The following is a 19,037-nucleotide window of genomic DNA, read 5'->3' as shown; positions in this document are numbered from 1 at the left end:
ACGACGTGGAGGGCTCCGTCACCCCGGCCGTCCGTGCCGCCCGATCCGGCGCCCAGCACCAGTTCACCGGTGGTCGCGACCGCGATCCGGCGGAGCCTTCGGCCTCCTCGGCGCACCGGCGAACACGCACCGGGATCCGCCGTCGATCTCCGCTCCCGCCGCGCCGCACCGCGTCCCGGTCCCCGGAACACGGCTCGACGGACGTCCGGTCGGCGGCGCCTGGCGACGCCCCGCTCTCGTCCGGCCCGTGCATCCTCGCCCCTACCGGGAAACCGCTCTCCACGCATCGTTCCCCGGCCCACTGTCGAGCATCGACGCGGTGATCGACGGCTCTTCGCGCAGCCCGAGAACGGGTGGGCGACGAAATGGGACGGCCTGTCACGAACGCACCACGAACGACATTGCGCGACGCCCGAGACCTTGACATCATGACAATGCTTTTGATTTCGTGAACTGACCTAGATATGCGGCGCGTTGCGTTCCCCAACATCCCGCACTCGATTGTTCGGCACACCCGGACCCACGTGGTTCGTGCGAGCTCCCAGTCCGGTCGCCGCCGTGCTCGTCGTTCGTCCCACACTCTAAGAGGTACGCCTGTGACAGCAACGCTGATAGATTTGTTCGCGGTCGCAGCGAGGAAGTACGCGGACCTCGATGCAATTCATGTCAACGATGCTTCCGTCACCTACGCGGAGTTCGACGCCCGTGCCAACGCGGTGGCGGAAGCACTGCTCGACCGCGGTGTCGAGCACGGTGATTCGGTGGCCGTCTGCCTCGATCGCTCGGTCGAGTACGCCGCGGCCGTGGTCGGCATCCTCAAGGCGGGAGCCGTCTGCCTCCCGCTGAGCCCGGACGAGCCGTCCGAGCGCAACCAGGAGATCCTGCGGAACGGGGCCGCTGCAGCGCTCATCGCGCCCGGCGCCGCGGCCGAGCGGCTCGACTTCGCGCACCCGCACTTCGAGGTGTCCGATCGCGTGTCGACGACCGCGCCGGCCGTCGTCACGGTGCCGGGCGACGCAGCCTTCATTTTCAGCACCTCGGGCTCGACCGGCCGGCCGAAGCAGGTGACTCTGTCCCACGAGAACTGCGCGGTCCAGATCCCGTGGATCGTCGACGCGTTCGGCGTCGGCCCCGGCGATCGCCACCTGCTCAAGATGTCGGTGAACTTCGTGGCCCTCGTGCACGGCCTGCTCTGGCCGCTGCTGACCGGCGGCAGCACGGTGGTCGTCCCTCCGGGCCGACAGACCGACCTCGGCTACCTGGCGAGGTTGACGGCCAGGAAGCAGATCACCATCTCCACCTTCATCCCGTCGGTCATGCGCTTGTTCCTCGAACAGCCCGAGGCCGCGAGCTGCACCGCGGTGCGCCATGTCCTGTGTGCGGGCGAACCCCTGCCCCCGGCCCTGCAGCAGCGGTTCTTCGCGATCTTCCCGGAGACTGCGCTGCACAACGTGTTCAGCAGCAGCGAGGTGCCGGTGGTCTCGCACTGGCGGTGCAAGCCGGGCGAGGAGCGCCCCGCACCGATGGGCTATCCGGTCACGGACATCGTCGACGTGCGCGTGCTGAACCCCGACCACACTCCGACAGCTCCGGGCGAGATCGGCGAACTGCACGTCAGCGGACCCGGTGTCACCCTGGGCTACTTCGGCCAGGCCGAGCTCAATGCCGGCCAGTTCTCCGAGGTGGGTTTCCGCACGGGGGATCTGGTCCGTCAGGACGCGGATGGTCTCCTGACCTCAGCAGGACGAGCCGATCACCTCGCCAAGGTCAGGGGGTTCCGCATCGAACTCGGCGAGGTGGAGGCCAGCCTCGGGACGCACCCGGACGTCCGTCAAGCCGTCGCGGTGGTGCGTGAATCCGAGGGCCAGAGCCAGCTGGTGGCCTACGTCGTGGGCCGGGCCGGGCGCCGAGAACTGCGCGAGCACCTCGCGAGCCGACTCCCCGAGTACATGGTTCCCGCCCGGTTCATCAACCTTCCCGAGATTCCGCTCTCGACGAACGGCAAGGTCGACCGGGGAGCACTTCCCGAGCCCCGCGAATCACCGGTGGAGCGGACCCGCCCGATCGTCGCGCCGCGTGACGACATGGAGGCGGAGATACTCCGGATCTGGCAGCAGGTGCTCGACCTCGACGACATCAGCGTCCAGGACTCCTTCACCAAGGACCTCGGTGGTGACTCGTTGCAGGCGGTCGACGTCGCCAGCAGGTTGGACAGCCTGCTGGCGACCGAGCTGCCGTTCGAGGTGTTCCAGGGAGCGGAGACGATCGAAGAACTCGCCTCCGCCTGCCGCCGCCACCTCGCTCGACGATGACCACGGGGGCGGGTGAAGCCTGGCCCGACATCTTCCTGACCCGGATCGGCGTCGCGGTCGGAGAGTCGAACGACATCGCGGTGCTGCCCGAAATCTTGTCGTCGGAGGCGCTGGAGCAGCTGACGCGAGGCGGGCTGGCGCACTTCCGGCAGTCCGACCGGCAGGCCTGGCAGCTGGCAGCAGACAGCGCGACGTCGACGCTCGATCCGTCCTCCTCGACCGCAGCCGTCGATCTGGTCGTCTACGCGACCAACACGTTCTGGGACAGCGCCGACCCCGAGCTGGACGCGGCGCGGTTCCTTCAGGCCATAGGACTGAACCGCACCCCGCTGATCGGCGTCGGCCTGGCCAACTGCGCGAACCTGGCCGTCGCCGTGCGCACCGCGGTGGCCTGCTTGCGCGGCGGCGACGCCACCACCGCGCTGGTCGCCACCACCGATGTCTGCCGACCGGGGCAACGCCTGCTCGGTGGCGGCATCGGGGTGCTCAGCGATGGCGCTGCCACCTGCGTCGTCAGTACCCGTCGCCCCGAGCACGGTCTGCAGCTGCTCGGCACGACCATGACCGTCGAGGCAGGACTGCATGCTCTGACGTCGGAGTCCGAGCCGATGGCGATGGCCATGGCGACGGCCCGCGGAGTGCGCCGGGCAGCCGCGGCGCTCTACGAGAGGACCGGGCTCGGTCCGGCAGACTTCTCCTACCTCGTCACCAACAACTACCTCGAGCCCACGCTGAGGACCTTCGCGAACGCGGCGGAGGTGCCGTTCGACCGGACCTACCGGGGCACCGTGGCGGGCTACTCCCACTGCTTCGCGGCAGACGCTCTCATCAACGTGTCCGTGATGGCGTCGGAGAGCATCATCGAGCCGGGCGATCGGATCCTGGCCATCGTTTCGGGCTACAACTCGTGGGGATGCATGGCTTTCTCGGTCGTCTGAGGCGGGGGTGCAGCCGCCTGATCGTCCTGGGACCCGGCGCACAGCGGACGATGCCGCCTAGTACTCCAGCAGGATTTCGCTGTTTGACCTGGCCTTTTCGCCGGGTGGCGGGAGTGTAGCGGGACTTCGGTCGTGCGGGGGCGGTCTCACGGAGACCGCCCCTCGATCGTGCGACAACGCCGCAGGTAGTGACAGCGGCGGGCGACCGCTTGGCGTCGGCGGCGCCAGTTCGACCAGCTCAGCGCGTGGTGTCGTCCGCGGTGTCCGCTCAGGTGCGGGGGCCGGGCACGACAAGCTGCCAGGAGTCGCCGAACCTCCGCCACTGTGAGCCCGATGACCCCGGGCGTCTCACCTGTTCCGCCCCTTTTTCCCAGGGCTGGTGTGCCGTGGCGGCCAGGAAGGCGTGAGCGAGTATGGCCAGAGTGATGTGCCGATACCAGCCCACGTAACGGCGGACCTCGTACTGGTCCAGGCCGCACTCGTTCTTCGCGGCCTGGAAGCACTCCTCGATCGCCCAGCGCGCCCCGGCGACCCGCACCAGTTCCTGGACGGTGGCCTGAAGGGGTGCGTAGGCGAGGTAGTAGGCGATCTCGTCGGGCTTGCTGATGCTGCGCCGGGCCAGTGCCCACCGCATCCGGTGAGGGACCTCGCCCTGATAGTCGAATTCGGCGACGGCCGGCAGCCGCACCGCTGCCCAGTGGTAGACGCGGGGCCCCTTTGCGCCGTCGCCGCAGGAGATCTTCTCCCATGCCTCGTCCGGGGCCTGCGCGAACAGACCCTCGATCCGTGAACAGCCCACGCTGAACTGGGACTTGGGCACCGCCAGTACGTAGCCGACACCCGACTGTTCCAGCAGCCGGCGGAATCGGTTGTCCTGGCCGTAGGCGGAATCCGCAGTGACCCAGGTAATGGGCAGCGGCGAGGCCAGGGCCCGCAGCACCATGTGCCGGGCCAGTTCGCCCTTGGTGGCGAACTCCCGCTGGTCGGGGACCCTTGCGGTGCGGCAGCGTTCCCGGTCCTCAGTCCAGGACTTCGGGAGGTAGAGCTCACGGTCGACCAGGGCCCGGCCGCGGGCGGAGGCGTAGGCGGCGAAGACGCCGATCTGGCAGTTCTCGGTCCGGCCTGCGGTTCCGGAGTACTGGCGCTGGACTCCGGCCGAGGTGGTGCCCTTCTTGATGAACCCGGTGTCGTCGATGATCAGGACGCCGCCGGCCTCGCCGAGCTTGGCGGCGACGTATTCCTGCAGGTCGTCGCGGATGTCATCGGGCTCCCACTTCGGTCCGGCGAGGAGGTGCTGCAGGCCGTCAGGGGTGGAGTGGCCGGCCTGTTCGGCCAGCTGCCAGCTGTTCTTGCGGGCAACCGGGGCGAGCAGCCCGCGCACGTAGTCCCGCATGCGGCGGCGGAGCTCGACCCGGCCGAAGCGGTGCCCGATGGTCAGGAAGAGATCGTCCAGTTCGAGGTCCCACTGCGCGGCGGCAGACTCGGTGATCACCCTCTGAGGCTGCCCCGCCGCTGTCACTACCCTGCGGCGTTGTCGCACGATCGAGGGGCGGTCTCCGTGAGACCGCCCCCGCACGACCGAAGTCCCGCTACACTCCCGCCACCCGACGAAAAGGCCAGGTCAAACAGCGAAATCCTGCTGGAGTACTAGAGCAGCGTCCGGACCGTCCACAACTCCGGGAACTCCCGGCGCTGGACCCGCCGCTGCAGCCAACTCACGCCTGACGTGCCTCCGGTGCCGACCTTGGCGCCGATCAGCCGCTCCGCGACGAGTGCATGAACCGCCCGCCACCGGCAGAATCCGTAGGACAGCTCGATGAGCGCTTCCGCCAGGTCGAAGAGGGACTGGTGCTCGCGGCGGTTCTGGTAGACCTCCCGCCAGGCGTCGACCACGTCCGGGTGCTCCTCGTAGGGCTCACTCCAGTCGCGGTCGAGGCACCGGTCCGGCAGGGGAACGCCTCCCTTGTGCAGCTGCTCGAGGACGGCGTCGTAGAGGCTGGGCCGGGACAGCAGCTCACGCAGACGTCGGGCCTCCGCGGCCGGCACGCCGCCGCGGAGGAGGAACGTGTGATCCCGTTCCCCGAGGCGCGTCATCAGCTCCCGATAGGTGACGGACTGGGCACCCGAGGCCGAACCGAGCGCACCGCGGAACGCCCCGAACTCCGCCGGGCTCAGGGTGCCGAGGACTTCCCACGTCTCCCTCAGCACTCCGTGGACGCGTTGCGCGCGCCCCACCTGGGTGATGGCGTCGAGCAGGTCTCCCTGCTCGACGTGGCGCTGCAGGCGGTCGATCTCCCCCACCAGGAGCTTCAACGTCAGCTCGGCGACCTGGTGCATGATGAGGAACAGGGGTTCGCCGGCGCCGTTCGTGATGCACGCCTGCAAGGACAGGAGCTTGTCCAACTGGAGGTACTGCGCGTACGAACCGTGATCCCGAGCAGGGGCACCAGTTCCGTGCGGAGAAGTCATGCCGTCCACCTGACGTGAGAGGGGCTCGTCCTGGTCGGGCTTCACGCCTCGTCGTCGAGTGCTGCTCGGGCCACGTCGGCGAGGGCGTGCTCCAAGAGGCCCCCCAATACCTCCAGGTCGCCCGACGACAGCACACGTCGCGGGGCCGTGAGAGAGACACCGAACGTCGACTGCCCCGGGGTGTCGAACACCCATGCGTCGATGTTCAGCTCCGTCAACGCCGAACGGCCGGGCGGCTCCGGCACATCGAGTGCCCCCAGCTCCGGGACCTCCGAGCAGAAGTCCCAGCCCGAGCTCGAACCCGATCTCGATCCGAACCTCCCGAGGTAGTTCACGCCGATCTGCCCGATGGGATGCTTCTCGAGAACGGCCCTCGTCTCGGGGTTGAGGTGTCGCAGGAGCCCGTAACCGATGCCCTTGTCGGGAAGACCCGACAGCGCGTCGACCGCACTGGCGTGAGCTGCGCGGGCCGAGACGGAGGGGGACCCCGGCACGGCGACACGCACGGGATAGGCGGTGGTGAAGCACCCAAACGTTCTCGTCAGGTCCACGCCCGGGAAGACGGACTCCTCCCTCCCGTGCCCCTCCAGCCACAGGAGCACGGACGAGCCCACGGTCGCATCGGTCCGACGGAACTCGGCCACCGCCACCGCGACGCTCGCCACCAGCAGACCGTCCATGCCGCCCGCACCCCGTTCCGCGGCCGCCAGCAACGATGCGGTGTGGTCGGGAGGGAGTACGAGACGTGCGTGGACGAGCGTGTCCGTCAGGTCGACCGTGGGGTCCAGGCGGTTGCGCCCCACGGGCTCGTCGGGCCCGTCGACGACCGACCGCCAGTACTCGAGTTCCTGGACGCGCGTGCGCGCAGCAGCTTCCCTGGTGAGGATGTCGACCCACTCCCCCATCCCGGTCGCTGGCAACGGCGGGACCTCTCGGCTGCCGGCCACCGCTGCGGGCGCCGAGAGAGCGGCCAGATCATCCAGCAGGACACGCCACGACACCCCGTCCACCACCGCGTGGTGGACCACCGCCAGGAGCCGACGTGCCTGCGTCGTCGCAGACTCGAACCAGACGAACTGGCCGATCACGCCCCCTGCGGGATCCAACCTCTGCACTGCCGAGTCGCGTTCCGCGACCACGAGCGACTGCCATGCCGCGCCCTCGACACCGTCAGGCACGTCGACCACTGTGATCGATGTCGCCACGGGGACGTTCGCGCGTGGGCCGACGACCAGGCAGCCGTCGCGATCCAGACGGCATCGGAGCAGCTCGTGCCGCTCAACCACCTTCTCCAGCAAAGGGACCAGGTCGGTCCGGAGGAAGCCGTCCGGAGCCTCGAAGAGGGCCGCCTGCGCGGACCGCTCGAACCCGGGTCCGGCGTCCCGGTTCCACTGCGTGACCGGGAGGAGCGGAATGCGCTTCTCCTGCGCCGGCCCGGTCGCCCGGTCGGACGACGGCACCTTCACGGCGGTCGTCCGGGCGACAGCGGCCAGTTTGGCCACGGTCCGGAGCTCGATCATCTGTCGAACACTGAACCGCAGGCCACGGGCGCGAGCCAACGAGACGACGCGCATCGCGCGGACGCTGTCCCCGCCCACCGTGTAGAAATCATCGTCGACACCGATGGTCTCGCGTCCGAGGACCTCGCAGAAGATGTCGGCCACGCTGCGTTCCGCCGGACTGGACGGCGACGCGGAGGCCTCGGACGTGAACTCCGGCACCGGCAACGCGGCCGCGTCGAGCTTGCCGTTGGGCATCAGGGGCAAGCGCTCGAGGACCACGAGGACGGCGGGAATCATGCTCGCGGGCAGCCTGTCGACGAGCCACGTCCGGCACCGCGCTGCCAGCTCGTCCCGCCACGCACCCGGGTCGCTCCCGCTGGTCCCCGACCACGTCCCGGCGCTGCCCGTCGGCACCGCATACGCGATCAACCGGCGCCCGTCGTCCTCGAACCGACCACCCGCGGCGCGGACGACCGCCTGGTCGACATCAGGGTGTTGGACGAGGACCTCCTCGATCTCGCCGGGCTCGATGCGGACGCCGTTGATCTTCACCTGCCCGTCCACCCGGCCGCGGAACACCAGTTCGCCAGCCTCGTTCCAGGAGACCAGGTCGCCGGTCCGGTACATGCGGTCCCCGGGCTCGGCGAAGGGGCATGCCACGAACCGGGACGCGGTCAGGCCCGGCTGCCCCAGGTACCCCCGCGCGAGGTGCGGGCCGTGCAGGTAGAGCTCGCCCGGCTCGCCCGTTGGGAGCGGCTCCAGCCGGCCGTCGAGGACGTACGCGTCGGTGCCCGCCATCGCCGGCCCGATCGGGATCTCGACCTCGTCCGCCGACAGTGCACGGCTCACGGTGGCGCAGACCGTCGTCTCGGTCGGCCCGTACCCGTTCACCATCCGGCGTCGCGCGGACCACGTCCGGATGAGGCCGAGCGAGACCTTGTCCCCGGTGGTGAGGAGCGACTCGACGGTCGACAGGGTTCCGTCGCCGGCCGCCGCGAGCACCTGCGGTGTCAGCATCACCGCGGTGACCCCGTGACGGGCGATGGTGTCGGAGAGCGACTTCCCAGGAGACAGGTCAGCTCGGTCGGCGAGCACCAGGGTGCTCCCGGAGGCGAGAGCGACGCACACCTCGGACAGCGACGCGTCGAAGGTCGGGAAGGCGAACTGGAGGACCCTGCTCCGCGACGTGATGTCCATCGATGTCGCCAGCGTGGAAACGAGGCCGGGAATCCCCGCGTGCGAGACCAAAACACCCTTCGGGTTGCCGGTCGACCCCGAGGTGTACATGACGTACGCCAGATCGTCGCGCGTCGCGGGCGCATGACGCTGCTCCGCCTCGCGCTCCGGGTCGGGAGGACGACGCTCGGCGTCGAGGGCCTCGACCGTCACGATGCCGCTCCGCTGCGGCAGAGCCGACCGGACGCTCTCGTCGGCGACGATCAGGAACGGCGAGGCATCGCCGATCATGAACTCGATCCGCTTCCCCGGGCTGTCGGGATCGATCGGCAGGTACGCACCTCCCGCGCGGAGCACGGACAGCACGGTGGTCCAGAAGCTCAGGGGGTTCCGCACCGCCAGAGCGACGACGGACTCCCGCCCGACCCCACGGTCGACGAGCGCACGTGACCGTCGGACGATGACGGCGTCGAGTTCGGCGTAGGTGAGCCTCGTGTCGTCGCCGTAGACGATCGCGACAGCATCCGGGGTTCGTTCGGCCTGGTCCCTGAGGAGATCGTTGATCGTGGTCGACGGCGGGTTCGCGTGCGCGTTCATCGTGCCCTCATTTCCCAGGATCGGTCGAGGAGACCTTCTCGAGAACGATCATCCCGAATCTGAGGAAGGATGGCTCCGCCCGATCGTCCACCCAGATCGGAACCGCCGCGCTCTGGAACCCCCTGTTCACCGACGACAGCACGAGCGCCCCACCTCCTGCGAACGCCGACTGACCCTGGTGCAGCAGGTACCAGTTCTCGGAACCGCCGCCCAGGAACAGCTTGAACTCCATGCCGTCGCTCGCCGCCCGGATCTCCAGCTTGTGGCCGTCCGCCTCGTACGTTCCCACGCAGTGGGATTCCTGCAACGTGTTGGCGGCAGCTCCGTCGGCCGGCCACTGCCGATCGGTCGCGGCCAGCAGGATCTCGGAGTACAGGGGGAAAGACGGGAACGAATTGGTCATGACCAGGAATCCACGGTCCTCTTCCTTGAACATCCTCAGGAAGATGTGCTGCCCCTCGGTCGCAGCTTCGAAGCCGAAGGACTCGTCGTCGAAGAGCAGCCACCCGAGTCCCCATGAGTCGTACATCGGATGGCCGGGGATACCGATCTGCGGCGAGCGCATCTCGCGAGCGAGGGTCTCCGACAGCACCCGGACGCCGTTCTCGCCGACACCGTCGGACATCGCGCACCGCGCCAAGAGGCTGATCTCGTGCGGCGTCATGTAGATGGTGGTCGATCCGAAGCAGTCGGCCACCCGTTCGAGATCAGCCGGCGCCACGGGTTGGTATCCCTGGCCTCCCGCACGCGCCGAGTACCCCGTAACCACGGTCTCGTCGAGTCCGGAGAGCCCGCCTCCGTCCTCCGGCTCCGCGATCGCCGATATCCCGAGCGGCGTGAGCAGCATCGTGTTGACGGCGCGCTGCCAACTCTCCTGCAGGATGTTCTCGATCAGCACGGCAGCCACGGCCGTACCGATGTTGTTGTAGGCGAAGACCTGGCCGGGTTCAGCGATCTGCCGATAGCCCTGGAGACCCTCCACGTACTCTGCAGGAGTTCGAGGATTCACCTGGTTCCAGACCTCGAACGCCTGGTCCACCCCCGTTGAATGACTGAGCGCGGATCGCAGCGTGATCGGTGCGCTCACGCCGTCCCGTCGTAAGCACGCCCCGGGAACGCGGTCGCACAACGGTTCGTCCAGCGAGACGACGCCCCGGTCGACGAGCATCATGGCCACGTACGCGATGAGGACCTTGGAGAGGCAACCGATGGGCTGCCGGGACTCGTCGGACCAGTCCCGCGCGGTGTCGAGGTCGCCGTGGCCCGAGAACGTGTAGTACGTGCTGTCGCCGTCGAGGAGTGCAACAGCCCCACCCGGCAGGCCCTCCGCGTCGACGACATCGTCGAGCGCAGCCCGGACGCGGCGCAACCTCTCTTCGGTTTCCACGGCAACCTCGTTCGACGTGTTGCTGGTCATCGCCGCCGGCTCCTTTCGCAGTGACGGTGGAGGTGGAGTGGGGGCGCCTAGGGGACGAGCGTCGTCCTGAGGGACCTGTAGCCGTACAGGAAGTTCGAGTACACGCGCTGCGGATGTTCCTCGGTCTCGATCGACGTAACGGACTCGGCGAGCGCCTGCAGCAGGTACGTGAGACTCGCCCGGCCCAGGGCGGCACCCAGGCAGAAGTGGGGACCCCAGCCGAAGCCGAGGTGCTTGTTGGGACGCCGGGACAGGTTCAACGAGCCGGGATCGTCGAACGCCTCCTCGTCGCGGTTCGCCGAGACGTTCCACAGGCTCACGACGTCGCCGCGAGCGATCCGGGTCCCACCGACGGTGACATCCTTCTCCGCGGTGCGGGCGAAGTGCATCGCCGGCGTGGCCCAACGGATGAGCTCTTCGACGGCGGTGTCGTAGTCGACCGACCCGCTCTTCAACGACCGCCACTGGTCAGGGTGGCCGTGCAGCGCTCTCACGGCCGAGGTCGCGGACATGCGAGACGATTCGTCACCACCCAGTATGAGGCTGTAGCAGTTGAGTGCGACGTCTTCTGTGCTGAGCTGTTCACCCTGTACGCGCCCGTGCGCCAGAGCGCTGATCGGGTCATCTCCGGGTGCCGCCCGTCTCTCCTCCACCAGATCGATGAAGTAGAGGATGATCTCGTTCCGGGCGTTCAGGGCGTCGAGCAGCGTATCATCCAGGCTCGTGGACGACAGCGTCTGCTTGTTCCACTCCATCAGCATTGTACGATCACTGCCCGGCACCTGCAGCACATCACAGATGGTCTCGATCGGCATACGGTCCGCTATCGACTCGACGAAGTCGAACTCACCGCTCCCGGTCCATCGCCGCACCAGTTGACGACTGCGTCTGAGCAACGTCGGCTCCATGCGGCGGACGTACTCCGGCGACAAGGCACGGGCCATGAGGATGCGCAGCTCGCGGTGCCGCGGCGGATCGGTCACCGCGAGCATCTTCCCGCCCGCAGAATCAGGGCCCCGGAGGAGCACGTCCAACACGGTCCCCCGGGACGAGGACAGACCGTCGACATTCACGTACGCATCACGAACGTCCCGGTAGCGCGATACGACCCAGAATCCGGGACGATCGCTCCTCGGCTCGTGCCAGGTGACGCCCCGACGGCGGGACTCCGCCCAGAAATCGTCGCCAGCTCCGGTGCCGCCCATGAAAGAGGGGTCCGCCAGATCCTGCTCGATGGGCCACACGCCGTCCGCTGACACCATCAGTATCTCCTCGTACCGTGCCGGCGTTCGAGTGCGTGGCTGTTCACACGCAATGGTCTACTTGATGAACATCGGGATCGTCAACGTGCGCATCTGCCCCGGGCCCACGAGCAGGCTCGTGCTCCGACGGTCGATCGAGGACGGACAGCTCGGTCCGATGGCGGGCGGATCGCCCGCGTCGAGGGTCACCGTTGCTGCTGCGGATTCCATTCGGGCCGTTGTCTGACCTGCTGCGGAACAACTGCCGGACCAACTCCGAACGTGCTGGTGACGCCGATGTGCACGGCGGGCAACACCTGCCGCGGCACGTTGTTTTGGCAGATTCCCGGGACGCCGACGCCCGAGCACGTAGGGTCGGTAGGGTCGGTCGCGCAGATCGTGATCGACCCCGACCCGGTACCGCCACGGGCCGCCCACCGGGCCGCCGAGGCGACACCCACCAGGCGAAGGAGACAGCACCATGACGACCGCCGACGGCGCCGCGCCACTGGTCGACGACACGACCGAGCCCGCGCCCGAGGAGCTGGCCCTCGGGCGCTACGAGCTCTATGACCCGGGGAAGCTGTTCGCCCACGACAGCACCTACATCAACTTCGGGTACTGGGCGGAGGCCACCACGTTCACCGGGGCCAGCGAAGCGCTCACCGACGCGCTCGCCCGCACGGCAGGGCTCGCACCCGGGGACCGTGTCCTCGACGTGGGCTTCGGTTTCGGCGCGCAGGACTTCCGATGGCTCACGACGTACCCGCACAGCACCATCGACGCCGTGACGATCACCGCGAGCCACCTCGCGCACGCCAGATCGCGCGCGGAACGCGAGGGCCTCACCGAGCGGATCACCTTCCATCGGTGCTCGGCGACCGCGATCGAACAGGCCTTCATCGCCGGATCCTTCGACCGGGTGCTGGCGCTGGAGGCGGCTTTCCACTTCGACACGCGCGCGGAGTTCTTCCGCCAGGCCCACACCCTGCTGCGCCCGGGTGGGGTGCTCGCCGTGACCGACATCGTGCCCCGGCATCCGCAGGCGACCGGCACCGACGACCCGCTGCGCACGTCGATGTTCGCGGGTATGGCACCGGAGGCGAACTGGTACGGCGTCGACACCTACCGTGACCGGTTGGCCACGGCCGGGTTCGACGACGTCGAGATCAGGTCGATCCACGGCGACGTGTTCGCACCCTACCTGCGCGCTGCGCTCCGGACCGTCGACGACCCGGAGTACGTCGAGCGCGTCGGTACCGAGCTCGCCGACCTCGTCCGGGAGAACCTCAGCGACCAGGCGGCGCTGCACGCGCAGATCGACGGCCTCGACTACGTCCTGGTGCGGGCAGCCAAGAGCTGAACGCGCGCCCGCCACGGCTCGGGGGAGAACACGGGCACGGGCGGTGGGGTCGCCGTGCAGATCGCGCCGGCGAGGGCCTGACCGGCGGGAAGGCCGCAAGAACCACGACCACGGCCCGTCCGCTCGGAGCCGTGGAGCAGCGGACATCCCGCGTCCCGGCAACCCGCGTCCAACATATCGTCGGCTCACGCCACCTCCCCCCCCATCTGTCCTTGCTGATACGTTGTGAAGATGGGGTCGTGGCGAGACGCGGATGATATGTCCGAACGAATCAAGAGGAAGTGGTTCCGGCAATTTGTCACCCGGTCGTTCCAAGAAGAGCACCAGACCCATTACGAAGAGATCTACGACCGTTTTGCGAACTACACGCTTATACCCGAAGACTCCTTCTGCGACAACCTCGCCCTGATCCATGAGCGATCGCGCGCACTCCGAGGCGCGTTCGTCGAATGCGGTACCTGGAAGGGCGGGATGGCCGCGGCGATGATGCAGATCGGCGGTCCCGGGCGCAAGTACCACTTCTACGACTCGTTCGAAGGCCTTCCTCCGGCGGCCACCATCGATGGACCCGACGCTGTCGCCTGGCAGTCCGACTCCGACGATCCGTTCTACCTCGACAACCTCCACGCGGATTACGACGAGTTCCTCTCCCTCATCCGTTCCTCGGGCGATCACGCTGACCACGTCTCTGTCGAGAAGGGGTGGTTCGACGACACCGTCCCGAACTACTGCGGTGATCCGATCGCGGTCCTGCGCATCGACGGGGACTGGTACCGATCCACCAAGCTGTGCCTCGACGTCATGTTCCAGCACGTCGAGGTCGACGGTGTGGTCATCCTCGACGACTACGACTTCTGGGACGGGTGCAGCAGGGCTGTTCACGACTTCCTGGCGGAAACCGGTTCGACCGCCCGGATCCGACGTACGGGGGACAGTTCCATAGCCTTCCTCCACAAGATCGATCCGTAATCCGTAGCAGGCGATCACCGCGCTGAGCGGGCTGCCACCTCGGCGCATCCAGCGTCATGATCGAACGCTACCGCTACCGCGGAGCTCGGATCCCGACTCCGTGGACCATCGAACCGGCAGCCAACAACGGCTGACCACTGGGCAAGCCACGTGGAGAGCCGGATGCGTGGCCAACACGCACGTCCGGTTCGGGTCGGCGGCCCAGAGAAACGGAACGGCAGCAATGCCGTTCACCGCGCTCTGGGCCGACCGCACATGGTCACGGGTGATCTGGAGTTCGCGCGGGTCTGAGACGGTGCCCGCCTCGCGGAGATCGGCCAGCCGACGCTGAAACTCCTCGGCCAGGTGCTGATAGGGCCCTGGCCGCTGGTTGCCCTGTGGGTCGGTGCGTGCGTAGAAGCCCGTTCTGGCGACGCCGGCTTCTCGTGCAAGAGTCTTGAGGTTGCAACCGCCGCGGGCTGGAAGCTGCCCCAGCAGTAGGCGGTCCATCGCAGCACGGATGCTGGCCTCGTTGCGACGGCGCTGTTCGGTGGTCAGCGGCATGATGTGCACTCCTGCATTGCGGTCTGCGGAAACGTGGCGGAGGTCTGGGCCAGTTGGCGGGCCAATGATCGGTCCCTCTGCGTCGGCCGTTCACGAGGTCGTGATCATGGAATATCGTGCCGGTCATGACCACGGATGACTGGTTGGCTGACACCCGCACCTCTTATGACACGGTCGCGGTCAGCTATGCCGACCAAGTGCGAGGTGCCCTCGCCGGACACCAGTACCTTTGCGCGGCGCTGGCGTTGTTCGCCGACAGCGTGCGGGTCGCTGGCGGCGGGCCGGTCGCGGACGTCGGCTGCGGCCCCGGTGAAGTCACCGCCCACCTGCATGAGCTCGGTGTCGACGCCTTCGGTGTCGACCTCTCTCCGGGGATGATTGACGTGGCCCGGCGCGACCACCCCGGCCTGCGGTTCGAGGTGGGCTCGATGGCGGAACTGGACCTCCCCGTTGCTTCGGTGGCCGGCCTGCTCGCCTGGCAGTCGTTGATCCACATCCCCGACGACGAGGTGCCGACTGTGTTCGGGCACTTCCACCGAGCAATGCGTCCAGGCGGACCGCTGCAGCTCCTGTTTCAGGTGGGTGACGAGTCGCAGTTGAAGACGGAGGGCTATGGCGGTCACCCGATGAAGGTCCATGTGTACCGCCGTCAGCCGGATCAGGTGGCATCCTGGCTGCGCGATGCCGGATTCGTGGTCGAGGCCGAGATGCTGCTCGACCCGGATGCGAAAGCTCAGCAAGCGATTCTTTTCGCACGCAGTAAGCCCTAACTTCTGCATATGTCGGGCTCGCCACTCGGAACCGAAGGACATGCGGGTGTACTCATAGCGGTGCTGGTGGCCTGGTCGATGCTGTCGAGCACTCGTTGGACGCGGTCGTGCTCGCGTCGTAGCCGGGTCTTCTCCCCTGTGGGGACTCTGGGGTTGCCGAGGAACGCTTGAAAGGTGGCCGCCTGCTCGGCCCAGATCGGGCGGTGACAGGCATGATGGGTGGCCTGCGGACAGCGGGCCGAGTCGCACAGTCCGATCAGCGGCCGAGTCGCCTCGGTGGTCCCGGCCAGCCGCAGGCAGAGCGCTTTCGTTGGGTCGCGGAACCAGCAGTAGTTGGCCGGGCCGACATGCAGGGTTCCTGCGTGGGTGCGGAGCAGGTTCTCCACTCGACGGTCGGTGTCCAGCACCGACGGCTCCAACGAGGCGCCCTCCTGGAGCGCTCCGTCGACGTGGGTGAATGTCGCGATGAGATCCCGAGCGCCGGGTCCGGCGGGGAGCTGTCCGGCTTGGAACTGGCGGAACGCGTCGATGGTCAGGTGCAGGTGGTGTTCCTCTTCCAGTTCCTGGACCTGGGCGTGGAACAGTGCTTGTGATCCGCCGGGGCGGTTTAATGGTGGAGTCGGGTATTGGAACTGTCCGAATGCCTCAGCCATTGCGGACCCATGAGGTGAACTCGTCGGCGAGGCCGGGCGGGTTGGCGGCCTCGGTCTGCCGGGCGATCGCCTCGTAGTACTCCAGCTCGTGGACGATCACCGGCACGGTTCGGCCGACAGATCTTCCGATGACGCCGGTCGTATGGAGGGTTCGGGCGAGCTGGCAGCAGGTCTGGTTGAAGCGGGCCTCGATCTGCGCGGCGAGTGGCCCGATGACTGAATCCCAGTCGGCGAGGTCGGTCGGCTCGTCGTACCAAAGTCCGAGTTCGGTGATCCACTCCTGGCGAGCTGTGGCCCCGGCGGGGTCGCTGGTCAGGTTGCCGACCACAGTCAGCTCGTTCTGGATCCAGAAAGCGTAGTTCCAGCGGGCTTCTGCCTGGTCAGAGGCGTCCTGGATGCTGCGTCGGGCCTGAGTTTCAGTGTTGTAGCCGATCGTCAAGGTCGGCTGACGAGGGTCGTCGTCCTCGTTGTCGATGAGGAAGGAGACAGCGTAGATGTCGCCGGCGTCGGCGGCCGGGATGGATGCGAGGGCCCTCTCGACGAGATGCTGGAGGTGATCGTTGAACGTCATGGTCGGCGGGGTCCTGTCGGTCAGGGTCATGAGTCCCACTGGTCGCAGTACTCGATGTGGATCTCGCGCGCGCCGCCGAGAATGCCGTCGTTGGAGTGGAGCTCGGTGCAGAAGTGCGGGTAGCTCGGATGGACGGGGACGTATCCGGGGCCGTTTCGGGCGACGTCGAAGAAGTGCCGGGCGGTGTCCCTGAACACCTTCGCGCTGCCGGTCATGAACAGGGTCTCGGCGCGGAGATGCTGGTGGAACAGATCCCGGTTCTCCTGGTGGTGCCGTGCCTCGTGATCAATCACGGCTTCGTCGGTGTGTCCTGGGCCGGGCAGTGTCACGGTCTGCGGACGCCCTGGGCCGAGCCGTCCTCGTATTTCCTTCCAACGTGAGGGTGCGAACTGGAGCGAGTGGTGCAGCAGCACGAGATCAAGCTGCCGTGTGCCGTCTTCTGGCAGCTCACGGGAGGGGCCACGGTTCCCCCGCATCGGCAGGTGGACCAGCGAGCGCGGTGAAGAGGCAGCGAGCTTCCATAGCCCACCGATTCGCTGGGCGGCGTCCTGATCGAGGTAGGTGTCCAGGTGCCGATCGTGGTCGATGAGCACTGCGTGGACCAGGGGCCGGGCGGGTCGGATGACCTTGAACTCCGTGGATCCGAGCCGTGCTTGGTGGATGGTGATGGGTAGCTTCATTGGTTCTCCGGGACACGGCGGCTGACATCGGCGGCGTAAGAGGCCCAGTCGCCGGCTGATGCCTTCTGCCATTGGACGGCGACTTGGATGTGGACGCCGAGTACCCGGGCGAGGATGGCGGCGGGCAGTTCGGCGGCGAGGGTGAACAGTGCGGTGGAGCGGTCCTGCCGGGGCCGGATCCCGATCTTGTGGAGACGCTGGCCGATCCGGTCATCGCCGAGGGGGTGTCCTGGGCGGCCGCCGGGAAACAGCCAGGGGACGTCCTCGGGGTTCCGATCTTGGCTTTGCCTCGGCGGGTCGCGACGAGCTCGCGGACGAGTGCGGCCAGCGGCTCGGGTAGGACGACTGGCGAGGTGCCGAACGTGATCGCGACGGTGTCGTTGTCGAGGTGGACGTCGTCGACAGTGAGCTGGCTGATCGTGGCGATCTTCTGCGCGTAGAGGACCAGCAGCAGTCCGGCGACGCGGTCCGGGGTGGGCAGGGCGTCGTCGTGGAGGAGCCGTCGGGCATCTGACCAGCGTTTCTCGCTGTCGATGGTGCTGAGGGGCCCGTCCAGCGGGTGGTGCCGTAGGTGAGGCCGCGGGCGTGGTGGTGCTGTACCGACCAGCGGACGAAGTGGCCGGTCTCGTCCCGGTAGCTGGCATCGGCGTCTGAGGTCCATCGCTCCAGGTCAGGCTGGGTGCAGTCGCTGAGCGTCAGGCCGTTGCCGGCCAGCCAGTCGAGGAAGTTGGCCGCTGCGGTGACGTGGCAGCGGACGTTCAGGGCTTGGAGATGGGTGGTGTGTTCATTGCCGAGGCGTCGTCGGAGTCGCCGCAGGTGATGCCAGCTTGCGTATCCGTGCAGGATCCGGCGTTCGGTGGGATCGGCGCGGGCATGAACTGCCGCGGTGATCCAGCCCTCCAGCGCGACAAGGCGTTCGTCGCGGGCGGCAGTGCTCCGGTGGCGACCATGACGCTGCGGAGATGCGCGAGAACCTTGCTCGCGGGCAGCTCGTCGAGCGTTTCGTGCGTGACGGGGCGTTCGTCGCGGCCGATCTGCTGGAGCAGGATGCTGACCTTCGAGCCCGATAGCCAGAACATGGTGCTGGTGGGGCGTTCGGCTCCGGACAGTGCCTCGTAGAGGGGACGAGGTCCTGCCGGACTGTGCCGGTGTTGCCGCCAAGGAGGTCGCGTACCAACTGGTCGAGCGTGCATCGCTGGCAGGGGCGGGTGCTGAGCTGCCATGTGGTGCGGCAGACCGGGCAGCGGCCCCAGAAGTCCGGATCCGGGTTGGTGCACTTCGCGCACAAAGGCGCGTCCCAGCTGCCGCCGCGGACGTGGTCGACGGTGCCGCAGCTGCTGCATGGTGTCCACCGCAGCTGGCACCGGTTGCACCAGGGTTCGTCCGTGACCCGGGAAATCTCACAGGCCGCTGTCCGTCCGCAGATGCCGCACTGGGTGGCGGTCCTGGGCCGGCAGTTGGCGCAACGGGGTCCGTCGGGAAGGCGGACGGCGACTTTCTGGCGGCGCCCGCAGCCGCAGCATTCCTCCAGGTTGACGGGGTCGCTGACGAGGCAGTTGGGGCAGAGCGGGTGCCCTTCGGCATCCCGGGCGGCGGGCTCGCGGATGGCTCCGCAGCGGATGCAGGGCACGGCCGAGTTGCGGGCGAAGCAGTTGCGGCAGACCCGTTTGCCGTCCAGCAGCTTCGACAGTGCCTTGACCTCCTGGCAGCGGAAGCAGGCCGGGTTGACCACCGTCGTGGCCCCGGCTTGGACGAGTTCGCTGATGAACCGCAGGACGGCGGGGGTCGGGGCGTCGTAGCCGGCGCCGGTCAGCAGGTCGGGCTGGGCGATGACCG

General features: G+C 67.9%; 17 protein-coding genes. 7 read left to right on the top strand and 10 right to left on the bottom strand.

Annotated features, from left to right (window positions below; all coding sequences use genetic code 11):
• The first annotated feature begins 596 nt into the window (after positions 1-596).
• Positions 597-2,312, top strand: coding sequence for a non-ribosomal peptide synthetase (locus V4Y04_RS03100; protein ID WP_332425650.1), 1,716 nt, complete (start codon positions 597-599; stop codon positions 2,310-2,312).
• Positions 2,309-3,250 carry a hypothetical protein gene (locus V4Y04_RS03095; RefSeq protein WP_332425649.1) on the top strand — a complete coding sequence of 314 codons (942 nt, stop codon included), beginning with the start codon at positions 2,309-2,311 and terminating at the stop codon, positions 3,248-3,250. Before V4Y04_RS03100 ends, V4Y04_RS03095 begins: the two co-directional genes overlap by 4 nt.
• Positions 3,251-3,518: 268 nt before the next feature.
• Here V4Y04_RS03095 and V4Y04_RS03090 read toward each other — a convergent pair whose 3' ends face one another.
• The 6 genes from V4Y04_RS03090 to V4Y04_RS03065 all read right to left on the bottom strand — a co-directional run bounded on the left by V4Y04_RS03090 (position 3,519) and on the right by V4Y04_RS03065 (position 11,883).
• A complete protein-coding gene (locus V4Y04_RS03090) occupies positions 3,519-4,742 on the bottom strand; it encodes an IS701 family transposase (protein ID WP_443079938.1) in 1,224 nt (407 codons plus the stop codon).
• Between the two features lie 155 nt (positions 4,743-4,897).
• Positions 4,898-5,719, bottom strand: coding sequence for a tryptophan 2,3-dioxygenase (locus tag V4Y04_RS03085; protein ID WP_249954487.1), 822 nt, complete (start codon positions 5,717-5,719; stop codon positions 4,898-4,900).
• Positions 5,720-5,760: 41 nt separating this feature from the next.
• On the bottom strand, positions 5,761-8,994 hold the full coding sequence (locus V4Y04_RS03080; RefSeq protein ID WP_332425645.1) for an amino acid adenylation domain-containing protein: 3,234 nt from the start codon (positions 8,992-8,994) through the stop codon (positions 5,761-5,763).
• A gap of 7 nt (positions 8,995-9,001) precedes the next feature.
• Positions 9,002-10,411 carry a serine hydrolase domain-containing protein gene (locus V4Y04_RS03075; protein WP_332425643.1) on the bottom strand — a complete coding sequence of 470 codons (1,410 nt, stop codon included), beginning with the start codon at positions 10,409-10,411 and terminating at the stop codon, positions 9,002-9,004.
• Positions 10,412-10,458: 47 nt separating this feature from the next.
• Positions 10,459-11,673 carry a cytochrome P450 gene (locus V4Y04_RS03070; RefSeq protein WP_332425642.1) on the bottom strand — a complete coding sequence of 405 codons (1,215 nt, stop codon included), beginning with the start codon at positions 11,671-11,673 and terminating at the stop codon, positions 10,459-10,461.
• A 57-nt stretch (positions 11,674-11,730) separates the two neighbouring features.
• On the bottom strand, positions 11,731-11,883 hold the full coding sequence (locus V4Y04_RS03065; RefSeq protein WP_332425640.1) for a hypothetical protein: 153 nt from the start codon (positions 11,881-11,883) through the stop codon (positions 11,731-11,733).
• Between the two features lie 250 nt (positions 11,884-12,133).
• Between V4Y04_RS03065 and V4Y04_RS03060 the strand changes: the two genes are divergently transcribed.
• Both V4Y04_RS03060 and V4Y04_RS03055 read left to right on the top strand, forming a co-directional pair.
• Positions 12,134-13,015 carry a methyltransferase domain-containing protein gene (locus V4Y04_RS03060; protein ID WP_249954483.1) on the top strand — a complete coding sequence of 294 codons (882 nt, stop codon included), beginning with the start codon at positions 12,134-12,136 and terminating at the stop codon, positions 13,013-13,015.
• Positions 13,016-13,273: 258 nt separating this feature from the next.
• Entirely contained in the window at positions 13,274-13,984 is a 711-nt protein-coding gene (locus tag V4Y04_RS03055; protein ID WP_332425638.1) for a TylF/MycF/NovP-related O-methyltransferase, read from the top strand.
• A 54-nt stretch (positions 13,985-14,038) separates the two neighbouring features.
• Here V4Y04_RS03055 and V4Y04_RS03050 read toward each other — a convergent pair whose 3' ends face one another.
• Entirely contained in the window at positions 14,039-14,527 is a 489-nt protein-coding gene (locus V4Y04_RS03050) for a hypothetical protein (protein ID WP_332425636.1), read from the bottom strand.
• Positions 14,528-14,652: 125 nt separating this feature from the next.
• On the opposite strand from V4Y04_RS03050, the gene V4Y04_RS03045 reads away from it, so the two are divergent.
• On the top strand, positions 14,653-15,297 hold the full coding sequence (locus V4Y04_RS03045; protein ID WP_099970846.1) for a class I SAM-dependent DNA methyltransferase: 645 nt from the start codon (positions 14,653-14,655) through the stop codon (positions 15,295-15,297).
• Here the strand turns inward: V4Y04_RS03045 and V4Y04_RS03040 are convergent.
• The 3 genes from V4Y04_RS03040 to V4Y04_RS03030 are packed head-to-tail and all read right to left on the bottom strand — an operon-like array spanning position 15,294 to position 17,201.
• Positions 15,294-15,950 carry a hypothetical protein gene (locus tag V4Y04_RS03040; RefSeq protein ID WP_332425630.1) on the bottom strand — a complete coding sequence of 219 codons (657 nt, stop codon included), beginning with the start codon at positions 15,948-15,950 and terminating at the stop codon, positions 15,294-15,296. The two genes, V4Y04_RS03045 and V4Y04_RS03040, sit on opposite strands and share 4 nt — an antisense overlap.
• Positions 15,943-16,551: a hypothetical protein gene (locus V4Y04_RS03035; protein ID WP_332425629.1), complete on the bottom strand. Its 609-nt coding sequence runs from the start codon at positions 16,549-16,551 to the stop codon at positions 15,943-15,945. Before V4Y04_RS03035 ends, V4Y04_RS03040 begins: the two co-directional genes overlap by 8 nt.
• Positions 16,548-17,201 (bottom strand): hypothetical protein, encoded by a 654-nt coding sequence (locus tag V4Y04_RS03030; protein WP_332425627.1) that lies wholly within the window; start codon positions 17,199-17,201, stop codon positions 16,548-16,550. Before V4Y04_RS03030 ends, V4Y04_RS03035 begins: the two co-directional genes overlap by 4 nt.
• A 71-nt stretch (positions 17,202-17,272) precedes the next feature.
• On the opposite strand from V4Y04_RS03030, the gene V4Y04_RS03025 reads away from it, so the two are divergent.
• Entirely contained in the window at positions 17,273-17,641 is a 369-nt protein-coding gene (locus V4Y04_RS03025; RefSeq protein ID WP_332425625.1) for a hypothetical protein, read from the top strand.
• 304 nt (positions 17,642-17,945) lie between these two features.
• Positions 17,946-18,320 (top strand): hypothetical protein, encoded by a 375-nt coding sequence (locus tag V4Y04_RS03020; protein ID WP_332425624.1) that lies wholly within the window; start codon positions 17,946-17,948, stop codon positions 18,318-18,320.
• Positions 18,321-19,037 lie beyond the last annotated feature (717 nt).

This window comes from Streptomyces sp. P9-A2 (assembly GCF_036634175.1).
GTDB classification, from domain to species: domain Bacteria; phylum Actinomycetota; class Actinomycetes; order Streptomycetales; family Streptomycetaceae; genus Streptomyces; species Streptomyces pratens.
This window is presented reverse-complemented; position numbering and strand designations above follow the sequence as displayed.